The 13,437-nt window shown below is 56.2% G+C and carries 11 protein-coding genes; 2 read left to right on the top strand and 9 right to left on the bottom strand.

The annotated features are described in order from the left end of the window. Nucleotides 1-318: 318 nt before the first annotated feature. Nucleotides 319-1,239: a DMT family transporter gene (locus tag E5180_RS10095; protein ID WP_254700456.1), complete on the bottom strand. Its 921-nt coding sequence runs from the start codon at nt 1,237-1,239 to the stop codon at nt 319-321. A gap of 69 nt (nt 1,240-1,308) precedes the next feature. Between E5180_RS10095 and E5180_RS10090 the strand changes: the two genes are divergently transcribed. Both E5180_RS10090 and E5180_RS10085 read left to right on the top strand, forming a co-directional pair. After that, entirely contained in the window at nt 1,309-2,274 is a 966-nt protein-coding gene (locus E5180_RS10090; RefSeq protein ID WP_138924266.1) for a LysR substrate-binding domain-containing protein, read from the top strand. A 1,158-nt stretch (nt 2,275-3,432) separates the two neighbouring features. After that, entirely contained in the window at nt 3,433-3,717 is a 285-nt protein-coding gene (locus E5180_RS10085) for a DUF305 domain-containing protein (protein WP_206338719.1), read from the top strand. Between the two features lie 529 nt (nt 3,718-4,246). Here E5180_RS10085 and E5180_RS10080 read toward each other — a convergent pair. From E5180_RS10080 to nuoK, 8 genes are all read right to left on the bottom strand, one after another. After that, on the bottom strand, nt 4,247-4,963 hold the full coding sequence (locus tag E5180_RS10080; protein WP_138924264.1) for a copper resistance protein B: 717 nt from the start codon (nt 4,961-4,963) through the stop codon (nt 4,247-4,249). 29 nt (nt 4,964-4,992) lie between these two features. After that, a complete protein-coding gene (locus E5180_RS10075; RefSeq protein WP_138923996.1) occupies nt 4,993-6,822 on the bottom strand; it encodes a copper resistance system multicopper oxidase in 1,830 nt (609 codons plus the stop codon). 164 nt (nt 6,823-6,986) lie between these two features. Then, nucleotides 6,987-7,367: a hypothetical protein gene (locus tag E5180_RS10070; RefSeq protein WP_138924263.1), complete on the bottom strand. Its 381-nt coding sequence runs from the start codon at nt 7,365-7,367 to the stop codon at nt 6,987-6,989. A gap of 39 nt (nt 7,368-7,406) precedes the next feature. Continuing rightward, a complete protein-coding gene (locus E5180_RS10065) occupies nt 7,407-8,273 on the bottom strand; it encodes an NAD(P)/FAD-dependent oxidoreductase (RefSeq protein WP_138924262.1) in 867 nt (288 codons plus the stop codon). 45 nt (nt 8,274-8,318) lie between these two features. After that, nucleotides 8,319-9,731, bottom strand: a complete 1,413-nt coding sequence (locus E5180_RS10060; protein ID WP_138924261.1) for an NADH-quinone oxidoreductase subunit N — start codon at nt 9,729-9,731, stop codon at nt 8,319-8,321. Between the two features lie 3 nt (nt 9,732-9,734). Beyond that, nucleotides 9,735-11,222, bottom strand: coding sequence for a complex I subunit 4 family protein (locus E5180_RS10055; RefSeq protein WP_138924260.1), 1,488 nt, complete (start codon nt 11,220-11,222; stop codon nt 9,735-9,737). 1 nt (nt 11,223) lies between these two features. Next, on the bottom strand, nt 11,224-13,134 hold the full coding sequence (locus E5180_RS10050) for an NADH-quinone oxidoreductase subunit 5 family protein (protein WP_254700455.1): 1,911 nt from the start codon (nt 13,132-13,134) through the stop codon (nt 11,224-11,226). Then, nucleotides 13,131-13,436, bottom strand: a complete 306-nt coding sequence (nuoK, locus tag E5180_RS10045) for an NADH-quinone oxidoreductase subunit NuoK (RefSeq protein WP_067937003.1) — start codon at nt 13,434-13,436, stop codon at nt 13,131-13,133. Before nuoK ends, E5180_RS10050 begins: the two co-directional genes overlap by 4 nt. Nucleotide 13,437: the final 1 nt, after the last annotated feature.

The following is a 13,437-nucleotide window of genomic DNA, read 5'->3' as shown; positions in this document are numbered from 1 at the left end:
CCGTTCGCTGCGTTAGCTTGGTTTCCGCTGCGGCTGCGAAGGCCGCCGTTAGAAGGGCGGAAACCAGACCTTCGCTGCGTTTTGCGCCGAGGTCTGCTCAGCGGGACAAAGCTGCCGTTCGAAGCGGCCGCGCCAAGGTCCGCTTCCTCGATCAGTAAAATAGGCATTTTTTTAAGCAGACAGATCACTACTATTGCTCTCGAAAGCTCGCATTTAGTTTCAACGGAAAAAAGGCGGATTTCGCCCCTATTAAGACCGTGGCGGGTCTTCATGCGATCCCCGTAAACTTGGTGAACAGCTCTGCTGAGTCGACTACTGTTATGTCCCGCTTATCGCGGTGTCCTGGCATCGTCGGCGTGCAGGCCAGATTTCGAGAACACCTGCGCAGAGCACCAACGCACCGCCAACAAACTCCAAAGGGGAAAGTCGCTCCGCGGCGATCAATGCGGCAGAGGCGGCACCCACCACGACCTCTGACATCAACAACAACCCGACGCGCGCAGGTTCAAGCCGAACCGTCGCCCACATCAGGCTTGCGATGGAGATGCCCCACCACAAGCCACCTGTTGCCAAAGCCCAACCAAGCGGTTTTACGATATCACCACCACCGCTCGGCAACTGGCTGAAGATAGGTGCAAGGATCAGCGCTGTGATTGCTGCGCCACTGGCAAAAATGAATGCGGAGGGGCCCGGGGTCAGATCTGATTTTGCACGCATGCCCGTCGTGCCTATCGACCACAGGATACCGGCGGCCAGCGCCATCCATTCTCCCATCCCGCGTGGAAGAGGAAGCTCTCCTTCCGCGCCGAGCATGATAAAAAGCCCAGCCAAGCCCACCAAAATTGCTGCCAGTCGCAGGCGCGAAATGGGCCATCCCATAACGTAACGGCCGATAAGGGCGCTCCAGACCGGCGTCAGGAAGTAGAGAAGGATGATGATGGCCACGCGTCCATATACAAAACCTATCGAATAAAGAGCAAAAGCCGCACCGCCCAAAGCAATTGATGCCAGCGCAAGTGGATCGGCCTGCAATAGCTGTTTGCGTTTATGATATGCGACGGGAGAGAGCAGCATTGCGGCAGCGGCGGTGATTGCCAGAGTTCCCCAAGCCCCCAGCAAGCCAAGCTCGGCCAGCGCCCTTACGGGTATCCAGTAAAACCCCCAAATAGCGCCAGTAAAGACAACAATTAGCGATGCCATAAGCGGTGCTTGCGTGTTTGTCATGGCTTCATCTTTCATTAAACAAAGGTTAGATTTTGCGTCTCTATCGGCATACTCGCCCCTATATCAATTCATTTGATCTTTAATATGAAGTTAGATTATCTTCCTTTTATGCCCGACTGGTTACCCTCCCTCAATGCGCTGCGTGCCTTCGAAGCGACAGCCCGCCACCTGAGCTTTGTTCTGGCTGCACAAGAGCTGCACGTCACGCCCTCGGCCGTAAAACAGCTCGTGCGGAAATTAGAGGGCGCGCTGAACGCGTCGCTGATAGAACGGCATGGAAGTGGCTTGCGTTTGACTGCGGCTGGTCATGCAGGATTAGGCAACATTGGGAAGGGTTTTGACCAAATCGCGCGCGGTGTTGCGCAGATACGAATACATGACGGTCGAAAAAGGTTGATCATTTCTGCGGAACCGTCCTTCGCTACGGCGTGGCTTGTCCCTCGGTTAGATCGTTTTCGCAGGGCGTTCCCTGATGTTGATGTGCTTATCGATTCCTCACTCGCCCTTGTCGACCTTCGCAAGGGCACGGCAGATGTGGCCATCCGGTTCGGGGCCAGACCTGAGGATGGTTTGGTCGCGCAGCGGCTATTTGACGAAGCACTTTGCGCCTTTTGCGCGCCCAGCCTGACCCAAGGCGAGGGCGCTATCCGGTCTCTTGAAGATCTTGATCGGGTTCCGCTTATCCATTGGGACTTAGCAGATCTTGACTGGGCCAAGGCGACACGGACTTGGATGGGCTGGAAGCCTTGGCTTGACCGGCTTGGGGCCGAGCATATTGACAGCAGTCGAGGGACCAAATTCAGGGATTACAATCTCGCCGTTCAAGCGGCCATCGCTGGTCAGGGTGTCGTGCTGGGCAGCTTGCCTGTCATGCAGGATTTCATATTATCAGGACTTCTGGTTCGCCCTCTTCGGGAAAAAGTCGAAACCGATATTGGCTATGATCTCACGGCGACCATGGCAGCAATTGAAAGGCAAGAAGTGCGAGACTTCATCAGCTGGGTCACGGATGAAACAAACGAAACGAAATCTGCAATCACATGTGCGTGATTTACATGTTTACCGAAAGCAGACTTTAGCCGCACGACAGAAAATCGGTCGAACTGGGCTCTTTGCCGACTTTCGCTGCAAACACCACCAAGGTCGGCTAAGGGCCGTTTGCGAAGATAAACACAAGGGGCGGGAAGGAGCCATTCGCTGCACGTGCGCGGTAAGATTGGGCCGAAGGCGCCAGCTGACATTCAGACGGTAACGAATTAGAGATCCCTTCTGCGGTGCGGAAGGCAGTTCTGAACCCCAATTTACCGGATGCTGCGATCCGCACCAGCGAACGCTTAGGCCGACGGCTTTCTGGAGAGAACGGAAATTAAATGCCTGTCCGCTACCGCAAAACCCAATGAGATAATGGCAAAGCTAATCCATGCTTCAGGCCCCCTTCGTTAGCCAAGGAACAGCACCCCAAGCCTATCGCGAAAGATGGAATAGGCAGGGTGACCAGCATTGGATTAGCTGTCCCAACTCGAACAAGAATGGCAAATTACGAAATGTATGCCAGTGCCGTCGGCAATGCGGCCATGCCCAGTAGAGCGCCCCACACACTGGCAGATAGCTCGAGATTGGGTGGTCCGTCGATGGGTACGCGCGCCTCGATGGCGGCCTTGGTGGATGGTGGCTATCTCCGAGGCTCCGACGAACCCATCGGTCTGATCGACACTGCAATGATCGCCACATTACCGGTTTTTTGTTTGAGAGCGGCATGATGACGGGGGGGGAGGCGGCAGGCCGCTCGACGTCATGCCTGATGTTTCAAACTGGCTTACAAACGAATACCTGTCGCAGTCAGACTGAAGGCGGATAGATGGCTTTGGCGTGCCATGTATCATGCCTTTTGGCATCCCAGCTTTTTTCCTCGGTACTGTTCTTGGCTGTGCATGATACCAACTACTAACCTGTGGAATGCGCATAGACTTTGTAGTTTCCCTTTCCTGCGCATTCTCTACCGCCAGCGCTACCCGATCACATGTGCAAGTGCATCTTAGGCGGGAACTTTGAGCTATTACATTGGTTAAGAAACACTGAGGCAGAATATCTGCTGAAGTCCTCACCCAACATCGGAGTCCGATTATGAAGACTACATCGTTGTTCCTGGCTGCTGCGCTTGCATCTGCGGGAAGTGTTTCATTTGCTGAAAATCATGCCATGCCAGCGATGGCTGAGATGGCTGAAGGCGACGTAAAGTCGTTTATGGTACCTATGGATAAGCTGATGGCGACAATGCCAATGACATCCACAGGAAAGCCGGACGCTGACTTCTTGCTGATGATGATCCCTCACCATCAGTCAGCGGTTGAGATGGCTAAGGTTGAACTGGAAATCGGCAACGACGAAAAGACGAAGGAAATGGCGCAGTCGATGATCGATGCCCAAGAGGCAGAGATCGAGGACATGCGCGCGATGCTTAAAGACATGGGCATCGACACTACATCCGAGTGAGAGATTAGAAGGATTGCAGCTTCATCCGGAAAGTCGCATGTCACTCTAAAACGATATTCCTTCGGATAAGTTTCTTAGGAACGCACCGATGGGTGCGTTCCGGATCCTTGTTAACTTACCACAAAAAGGAAATCGGAATACCGTTCTTGAATTAACCCAACAAAGAGCGGAAACATTTTGGTATCGTTTCGACGAGCCCATTTTTTAAGTTTGTGTTAGATCGCGGCATGCAGCCGGCTCGCGCCGGCAACCGCAATAGATGACCTTTAGTTCACGACATTCCGCCACCGAATTCGCGTTGCCCATCTAAGTCCCGAACAACGTGCGGGGAAAGGTTGTGGTTTGGCGGGCTGAGCGTTTTACCGCGATCATGCTCAATATAGCACAGCGCAAAAAGGCGGCAGATGAGAACTATCAAATCATCTAAGCCAAAGTACGAACGAGTCTAAAAGTTAAACGAGACATGCCGGCCAACGGGGCGCACCGTCCCGCAGTAATGCCAGCGGGACGGTAACTCACTAATCAAGCGTTAGAAAAAAAGACGCGTGCCAACCACAAGGGAAAGGTTGTCACTTTGGCCTCCCGCAGCCTCGGTCAGGTCGGCCGTGCCGCCAAAGGATTTCTCGTAATTCACCCCGACGTAAGGCGAAATGGCGCGACCTACGAGGTCATAACTTAGCCGTGCGCCAATCTCGATCGTTGCACCGCCAGCCGCTTGGCCCGCTTCGATGTCGTCCTTGAACGGCATGTTGACTTCGAGGCTTGGCGTCAGGATCAACCGATTGGTCAGCAGAGCCTCGTATTCAGCCTCAAACCGGCCAAACGGGTGCTCGGAAAGGTAAAGATCTGCGTCGATCTCGAACCACTGCGGCGCGAGCCCTTTGACGCCGACCACCAGATTATACCGGTCGGGCCCGTCGGTCGGGGTGCTGGCATGCACGCCGACAGCGGCATCAAAGAAATCCGAGATCGGCTTTTGCAAACGCAGCTGGTTTTCCAGCGTCTCGAAGTCGTTTGACGATGTTTCCATTTCTGCTTCGCTTCTGAATACGAGCTTCAATTCGTCATTGCCGACCATGGCGTCGAAATCCCAAACGAGGAGCTCTTCGTCATTTTCGCCAAAACGATATTCAAGCTGTTCGACTTGAACGCCATAGATCAGCGGTGGGACACCAGGCTCTGCTAAGGCAGCGCCTGCGGTAAAGGTTGCCAGAGCCACTGCTCCGGACGTGATAAGGTTTTTCATCTGAGTACCTTTTAGATTTGTATGAGAGCTCATGCCGGACCACCAACAACGACGACTTTGCGGAACATGCCCGCTTCGGCGTGGTAGGACAGGTGGCAGTGGAAGGCCCACTGACCCGAGGCGTCCACTTCGGTTTCGGTATAGACCGTGGTACCGGGATTGATGTTGACGGTATGCTTGATGGGGTTCCACTTGCCCTTGCCGGTATCAAGCAAGGACCACATGCCGTGCAGGTGCATCGGGTGCGCCATCATCGTCTCGTTCACGAACTTAAAGCGTACACGCTCGCCATAGTTCAGCACGATCGGGTCGGCATCTTCCATCTTAACGCCGTTGATCGACCAGATATAACGCTCCATATTGCCGGTCAGACGCAGCTCGATCGTGCGCGTCGGCTTGCGATCACGAAACAGCGGGTTGCTGGCTTTCAGGTCGTCATAGGATAGAAACTTGCCGCCGTTCGCTGCATGGGGCGTCAATCCGCTGCCCTGCGCATAGAACTCAGTTTTGCCGTTCATGTCGTTCATGCCTGCCATGGATTTCTTGGACATTTTCTTGCCGCCCATGTCCATGTTCTTCATGTTGTGCCCCGCGTGAGCATCAGCCTTCTTCTTGGGCATCTTCATATCGCCCATATCCATGTTTGCCATGTCATGGCCTGCGTGTGGATCAGCGCCAGCTTTCGGCATCTCCATTCCGGCCATGTCGTTCATGCCGGTATCGGTAAGGTTCATTTTCATACCGCCCATGTCCATGCCGCCCATGCTCATGCCGTTCATATCCATGCCCATGCCGCCCATCATGCCGGACATATCAGCCATGGTAAGAAGCGGTTGCGGGCGCAAACGGGGAACACCACCAACAAGTCCGGCCTGCGGTGACAGGGTACCGCGCACCAGACCCGTGCGGCCCATCGACTCAGCGATCACCGAGTAGGGCATGTTTTTGCGCGGCTCGACGATCACGTCGTAGGTCTCGGCGACCGCGATGCGCAACTCGTCGACCACAACAGGTTTGACATTATTGCCGTCCGCTTGGACGACCGTCATCTTCAGGCCGGGCACGCGCACATCGAAATAGGTCATTGCTGACGAGTTGATGAGCCGCAGGCGGACTTTTTCACCTGCTTTGAACAGGCCGGTCCAGTTTTGTTTGGTGCTCTGCCCGTTGATCAGGGCGGTGAAGCCTTGGATGTCCTCGACGTCGGTCGGGGTCATCCGCATCTTGCCCCACATCTTGCGGTCTTTGAGGGTCGCTTTCAGCCCGTCTGCCTGAGCGTCGTTCAGCAGGTCATCAAGCGTGCGTTGCGAGCGGTTATAGTAATCCGCCGAGCGTTTCACATTGCGGAAAATCTTGTTGCCACTGTGGGGGTGTTTATCGGTCAATTGCACGACATAATCGCGATCGGCATGGATAGGATCGTGGCCCTTAGGTTCGATCACAATCGCGCCGTAAGCTCCGTCAGGTTCTTGGAAGCCGGAGTGGCTGTGGAACCAATAGGTGCCTGCCTGTTTGATCGGAAAGTTATAGGTGAAGGTAGTGCCCGGCTTGATGCCGTTAAAGCTGATACCGGGCACGCCGTCTTGGCGGAACGGCAGGATCAGACCGTGCCAGTGGATCGACGTCGACTCGCGCAGGTTGTTTTTGACATTGAGGATGACGTTTTCACCCTCTTTGAAGCGCAGAACAGTAGGGATCTGGCTGTTGTTATAGCCGACGCCCTTTTTCTTGAAGTCACCGGTGTCGATACGGATGTTGTCGACGCTGATGTCATAGGTTTCAGCAGAGGCGCTTAGCCCGCCCAAAGTGGTTACCGCCAACCCCAAAAGGGCCGCGCGGAACATGGCAATGGAATTCATTTCCATTCCTTTCAATGATTTACAAATGAGAACGGCGCGCGAGAACGCGACGTGAGTTTCTTTGTCTATATGTGAGTTCGCCAAAAGCCGCGGATGCATTCAGATCGCGGTTACACGTCTAAAGATAACCGACCTTTAAGATTGGTTAAAAACAGGCGTTGGCTTTAGCTTGTCGCGCGCGGTGGCGGGATCTCGATCGTGGCGAAAATTCTGTAGGATTTTATGTGCAGTGCAGGGTGGCTGACCTCAAAGCGGATCGCCGAAGGTTGTGACAGAGTGTAGGGATCGCAAGAAGCGATCAGGCAGTGGCCTGCCATTGCGGCACATCCATCGCCACTCATCCCACTGGGAAGGCCACACATCGAAGCCGTGTGAACAGAAGCCATTTCACCGGATGTCAAACCAGCGGGTGCAGCACCCGCAGCATGCGTCATGAGCGAAGACAATGTCATTGTCAGCGCCAGCAGAAAAACCAAAATTGTGTTCCTCGCCTGTGTCATGTCATCCCGTTTGGAAAAATCTAAAATGTCTTGAGCAGCTAACACAGTCAGTCAAATGTTGAAAGTGCGTTCAGTCTCGCAGCTTTACTTGCGCAAAGCGTTATGGATCGCCGTCGCGGCCACCGCACCTTGTCCCATTGCAAAAGCGATCTGATCAAGCCCCTCGACGATATCGCCGATGGCATAGAGACCCGCAACCGAGGTTTCCTGCTTAGCATCAACGACGACACATCCAGATGCATTGCACTTTGCGCCGATCGATACGGGAAGATCAGAACGCGGGCTGGTGCCGAGGGCCACATAGAGCGTATCGAACAGATGCTGCTCGCCCGTCTCCACCTCGACCAGAACTTGAGTGTCTGTCAAAGACAGGCGGCGCATCGGCGACGCTAAAACTCCGATATCATCGGTGGCATTTGGCACGTACCCCTCGGGTGGGATGAGCGTCACATCGTCGGAATAACTGCGAATAAAGCGGGCCTCTGCCAGCCCGTGTTCGCCATGCCCCAACACACCGATCCTTTTGCCGCGAACTTCATAAGCGTCACATATCGGGCAATAGCGGATAAGCCCGCGCGACAGACCGAGGTCATGATCCTGTTTTGAAAGTGGCGGGCCATGGTTGATCACGCCGGAGGCCATAATAACGGTCCGTGCAGTGGTGGTGACATTTGCGGTCGTCACACGGAATGCGCCATCTGTTTTGGAAACCTCCAGCACCTCATCATTGACGATCTCTGCGCCATAAGTTTCGGCATGGGATTGCATCCGACCAAGCAAGTCCTCGCCCGAAATGCCGTCAGGAAAGGGAGCGAGATTGTGCGTCTTGGGTATTTTCAGCGCCCGTCCTTCGCGCGCATCGAAGACCACGACCTCGCGCAGAAAGCGGGCAAGGTATAGTGCGGCGGTAAGACCCGCTGGCCCCCCACCGATGATGAGGCAGTCTTTCATTTCGGTTATCCTATAAAAACTTGTTAAATTTGCCACATGATGCAGTTATCCCGGCAATAGCTGGCTGAGTTGAAAGGCTGTGAACGCGCTTCCGGCCAACACAGCTCCGCCGATCACCAAAATGCCGCCGATCAACACTGCCACACCACTTGAGCGATCAAGCACAGCGATATCTTCTGGCGGTTTGTTGAAATAGACACGGCCCATGACCCGCGCATAATAGAACAACGAAGCAACGGTGTTCGCGGCAGCCACTACAGCGAGCCAAGTATAGCCGCCGTCTATCGTGGTGATGAATAAGGCCAGTTTGCCCAGAAAACCGACCGTTGGCGGAATCCCGACCAGTGACAGGAAAGAGATCACCAAAACCGTCGCCACGATCGGGCGCCGCTTGGCCAAGCCGTCGTAGTCGGCGATAGCCGTGCGCCCGCGGAGGTATGCCACGACTGCGAAGGCAGCGAGATTGCCTATCGCATAGCTGGCTATGAAGGCCAGCAGGGCGCTCAGCGCATCTGGACTAAGCCCCAGAACGGTGACGGCCATCAACACGTAGCCTGCCTGTGCCACCGAGGACCAGCCGATTAGCCGGCGGATATCATCTTGCCAAAAGGCGGCCAGATTGCCCAAGGTCATTGTCGCTGCGGCTAAAATCGCAATCAGCGGGCGCAGGCCAAGAAATTCCGGGGGCACAAGCTGTACGAGGCGGGCCAATGCGATGGCCGCGCCGATCTTGGGCACGACCGTCAGGAATGCGGCTGAAGGGACCGGTGCGCCTTCGGCCACATCGGGCAACCATGCATGCGCGGGTACTGCACCCAGTTTGAATGCGACGCCGGTTAGGGTTAGCGCAAATCCGACGAAGAGCAGCGGAGAAAGCCCAGTGCCGAGCCTTAATGAAGCGGCAATATCTGCGTATCCGGTGTTCCCCAAGAGTCCCAGCATCAAGGTGACCCCGGTAATCAGCAATGCGTTTGCCAGCGCGCCCATGAGGAAATATTTCATGCCAGCTTCGATGGACAGCGCCCAGTCGCGGTGCCACGCGGCCAGCGTGTAGCCGGTGACTGAAGACAGCAGCACCGCGATAGTGAGCTGTAACAGATCTCCGGCACCGGCCATTGCCATAGCCCCAAGCGCACCAAGTAGGAGGATCGTATAATATTCTCCATGGCGTGGATCGGTGCGGAACCAGCCAGGTGCCAGGAGAATACAAAAGGCCGTGCCCAGCAGGATCATCAATCGCGCCCAAAGGCTCGCTCCGTCCAGCGCCCAAGTTCCTGAAAAGGTGAACCGGGTTTCCCCCAATTGCCCCAGAACCAAAGCAATGGCGACGGCAATGCCTGCAAGGGCGATGAGTGCCGATCCGGCCTGCATTCGTCGGGGCGCAAAGGCCGCAAACAGCAGCGCCAACACTGCCGCCACGATGATCGCGATCTCAGGGGATACGTCGCCGATTGGCACCGGTCAGCTCCCTATTATGGCAGAGGAGGCGCTGCCGATCAGATCAAGCAACCAGCGCGGATAGATGCCGATTAGAATGACCAGCGCCAAGATCGCTGCAAGAATGCTGCCTTCACGTAAGCTGACATCGGCAAACCCCTCGCGCGCTTTTGGCAGGTCACCAAAGAACACCTGTTGCAGCAGCCGCAGAAAGAGCGCGGCAGTAATGAGAATGCCCAGCAGACCAATCGCAGCGATCACCGGAAAGACGGCAAAGGTGCCGACAAAGATCTGCACTTCCGCCACAAATCCGGCCAACCCTGGCAACCCGAGGCTGGCAAAGGCCGCAATCACGGCAGCGGTTGTCAGGCGAGGAGCCACTTTGGCCAGCCCGCCGTAAGCATCCATGTCATAGGTCCCACTGCGCGCCCAGAAGCCACCGGCAATCAAGAAGAGCGCGCCGGTGATTAACCCGTGCGCCACCATTTCGACCACCGCACCGGTCAAAGCCATTTCGCGCGCGCCATCTGCGCCGTTCAACAAGGCTCCTGCGGCGGCGATGCCCAAGACGGTATAGCCCATATGATTGACCGAAGTGTAGGCGATGCGCCGTTTTAGGTCGGTCTGCCCCAAGGCGACAATGGCTCCCCACAGGATAGAAGCGAGTGCCACGATCGCCAGTGGCAATGCATAATCGGCGAAGGTTTCGCGCATCATCTGAAAGGGGATCCGCACAAGCCCATAGGTCCCCATCTTCAGCAAGACGCCAGCGAGGATGGCCGACACCGGCCCCGGTGCCATGACGTGCGCAGGTGGCAACCATGTGTGAACCGGAAACAGCGGGGCTTTGACGGCAAACCCCAGAACGAAGCCCAAAAGGATCAAACCACCCCGCAAATCCATCCCTGCCAATGGCTGCGCAGCAATCAAGGCGCGCATGTCAAACGTGATTGGGTCAACTGTCAGCACCAGCCCGATAATCGCCAGCAAAATCGCGAGGGACCCCGCCAACGTGTAGATAAAGAACTTGAGCGCCGCACCTTGGGCGTCACCATGGCCCCACCGTCCGATTAGGAAGAACATCCCGACAAGGCTGAGATCAAAGAAGACATAGAAAATCAGTAGATCAAGAACCATGAATAGGCCCAGCGACACCGACTCCAGAAACAGAAACCATGCATAGTAGGCGCAGGGACGTTCGGGGTTTTCCATCGGCCATGCGATACAAGCGATAAAGAGGACGCCACTCATCAACGAAAGGGACAGGGACATGCCATCGACGCCGACGCGCCAGAACACCCCAAGCGACGGGATCCAGGGGGCCTCGGCATAAGACTGGAACGCGGGTGCCCCTGCGCCGGTGTCAAACTGATACCAAACGATGAGCAGCAGCAAGAACGATAAGGTTGAGGTTGCGACCGCGATGATGCGGGCAGCGGCATGGCCGAGGCTGGGCAGAACGGTCAGCGCCAAAGCGCCCAGCATCGGGATCAGGATGGCGAGTGTCAGCATGTCATGCTCCTGCAGCGAGAATGGCGATCACGGCGATGACGCCGCCGATAATGTAAGCGTAATAGTGGTGCGAGAGCCCGGTTTGCAGGCGGCGAATGTCGCGGCCTAACATACCGGTCAAGCGCGCACTGCCTTCGGGTATGCCATCAGAGATCGTCTCCCCGAAGCGGTCGCTGACCTGAGCAAGCCAGTCGCCAAATGCAGCAGTGTTGCGGATACCCTGATCAACAACACGGTTGTCCACCTCCGCGATAAAAGCCGCCCCTTTGCGGCCCATGAAAGCGACCCCACGAGGCCCCGCGTCAATGAGAGTGTCGTCAATCCAAGCCGCTGTACGGGCAAGCGCATCAATGGGTCGCACAACGGCGATGGTGATCAACTTGGACAGCCCGAGCCAATCTGAGGCGGCAGCAGTGGCACCGCTTGTTCCAAGCGTAGGGTGTCGCCGCACCAGATAGACGCCGCCCAAGACACCGGCGGCGACAAAGCTCAGCGAAAGGCCAAGCATCAAAGGGCTGCCTTTGGGGAGCGTCATGTCCAATAGGGCGGCAAATGCCTCAGCCAGGGGCGGATACCACAGAAGGCTTGTTGTCAGCGTTAATGCAGCGAGGATACCCAGTCCGAGGGTTTCCATCCTGCCAGGCACTTCGATTGACCGCTCGTCATCGCCGCGCCAGCTAAATGCCAGCAATAAGAAGCGCGTCGTATAGGCCGCGCTCAGTGCGCCGCCGAGCATCACTGCGATTGGCAGCCAATACCCGGTATGTTCAACCGCTTTAATGATCTCTTCCTTGCTCCAACCACCGCCCGCAGGTGGCATCCCGGCAAGCCCGACGGCTGCTATCGCTGTAAGCCCCCCGACGATTGGCATCGATTGGCCCAGCATCATTTTATCCAGGCGGTAGCTCCCCGCAGCATCCCCTGCGAGGCCAGCCGAAAGGAAAAGCGGCGCTTTGAATGTGGCGTGGACAATCAAGTGCAGCACCGCGATCCCCGGATACCCCGCACCGACTGCAACGAACATAAATCCCAGTTGGGCCGAGGTGGACGCCGCAAGCAGCCGTTTGGCGTGGTTCTGCAAAACCCCGGTGACCCCTCCCGCCAAAGCAGTGATTAACCCGATCGAGATCGCCGCGACGCTAAACCCGGGAGCGAGGGACAAGGATGGCTCAAGACGCGCGATGATATAGGCACCGGCTGCCACCAGCGTCGCCGCATGGAGAAGCGCCGAGACCGAACTGGGGCCAGCCATCGCCCGAAACAGCCAAGGCGAGAAGGGAACCTGTCCGGCCTTTGAGGCCGCCGAAAGAAGGATTCCAAAGGCCACGATCCACTGAAACGTGCCTTCGAGCGTTGCGATACCGGCATAATCGAAAGACCCCGTGGCGGAGTAGAGCGCCATCGCAGCGGCAAAAAGTCCAAGGTCACCGAAGCGCGTCATTACGAAAGCATAAAGGCCCGAACGCGGATTTTCGATGTCGCGCCACTTGTGCGAGATCAGCGCCCAGGAACAGGCACCAATTAGCTCCCAGCCGATAAGCAGCGTCAAAAGATCATCGGCGACGACAACCAATTCCATACCGCCTGTGAACAGGATCATGATGCCAGTTAGCCGTCCCAGCCCACGCGCTTGTTCATGCTGTGTGGCGTGAAAGACAACAGCAAGTGCTATGGCGGGAACCATGAGAGCCACCGCCGCTGAGATCGGCGTGAGAGAGGCGGTAAGCCGGAGTGCATCCGACCAGATCAAGTACGCGGTCCATTCTTGTGTGACGGCAGCTAACGCCAAGACGAAAGTCCCGCCAAGCACGGTCACTGCCAACCCTCCAAGCCGGCCGCGCGACCGATCACCCATCACCGCGATGATCACGCCTGACAAAATCGGCAGAAGGGGGAGTAGCCAAAGCGTCATTCTTTCAGCGTCCCGAGCGCTTCAATCACGTCCGCTTGACGCTTGCGATAGACGGCAACAACCAAGGCAAAGCCGATTGCCAGTTCGACTGCCATCACTGCCATGATCAGGATCGCAAGCAATTGTCCCTCAGGCGCCCCTTCAAGGGTAAAGGCCCAAAACCCCACAGCCGCGAGTAGGGTGCCATTTAGCATCAGCTCCAAGCCCATCATCAGCATTACAAAAGATTTCTGTGACAACGCACCGAACAAACCGATGCCAAAGAGCGCCGACGCGACAATCAATATGGCCGTCAAAGTCATA

Source organism: Sulfitobacter sp. BSw21498, from assembly GCF_006064855.1.
Taxonomy (GTDB): domain Bacteria; phylum Pseudomonadota; class Alphaproteobacteria; order Rhodobacterales; family Rhodobacteraceae; genus Sulfitobacter.
Note: the sequence above shows the minus strand (reverse complement) of the source record. Positions and strands in the feature narration are given on the sequence as shown.

Excerpts from the sequence above, each read along its gene's own strand:
- E5180_RS10095 (WP_254700456.1), bottom strand. The coding sequence starts at position 1,239 with ATGAAAGATGAAGCCATGACAAACACGCAAGCACCGCTTATGGCATCG.
- E5180_RS10090 (WP_138924266.1), top strand. The coding sequence starts at position 1,309 with ATGAAGTTAGATTATCTTCCTTTTATGCCCGACTGGTTACCCTCCCTC.
- E5180_RS10085 (WP_206338719.1), top strand. The coding sequence starts at position 3,433 with ATGGCTGAGATGGCTGAAGGCGACGTAAAGTCGTTTATGGTACCTATG.
- E5180_RS10080 (WP_138924264.1), bottom strand. The coding sequence starts at position 4,963 with ATGAAAAACCTTATCACGTCCGGAGCAGTGGCTCTGGCAACCTTTACC.
- E5180_RS10075 (WP_138923996.1), bottom strand. The coding sequence starts at position 6,822 with ATGAATTCCATTGCCATGTTCCGCGCGGCCCTTTTGGGGTTGGCGGTA.
- E5180_RS10065 (WP_138924262.1), bottom strand. The coding sequence starts at position 8,273 with ATGAAAGACTGCCTCATCATCGGTGGGGGGCCAGCGGGTCTTACCGCC.
- E5180_RS10055 (WP_138924260.1), bottom strand. The coding sequence starts at position 11,222 with ATGCTGACACTCGCCATCCTGATCCCGATGCTGGGCGCTTTGGCGCTG.
- E5180_RS10050 (WP_254700455.1), bottom strand. The coding sequence starts at position 13,134 with ATGACGCTTTGGCTACTCCCCCTTCTGCCGATTTTGTCAGGCGTGATC.
- nuoK (WP_067937003.1), bottom strand. The coding sequence starts at position 13,436 with ATGACTTTGACGGCCATATTGATTGTCGCGTCGGCGCTCTTTGGCATC.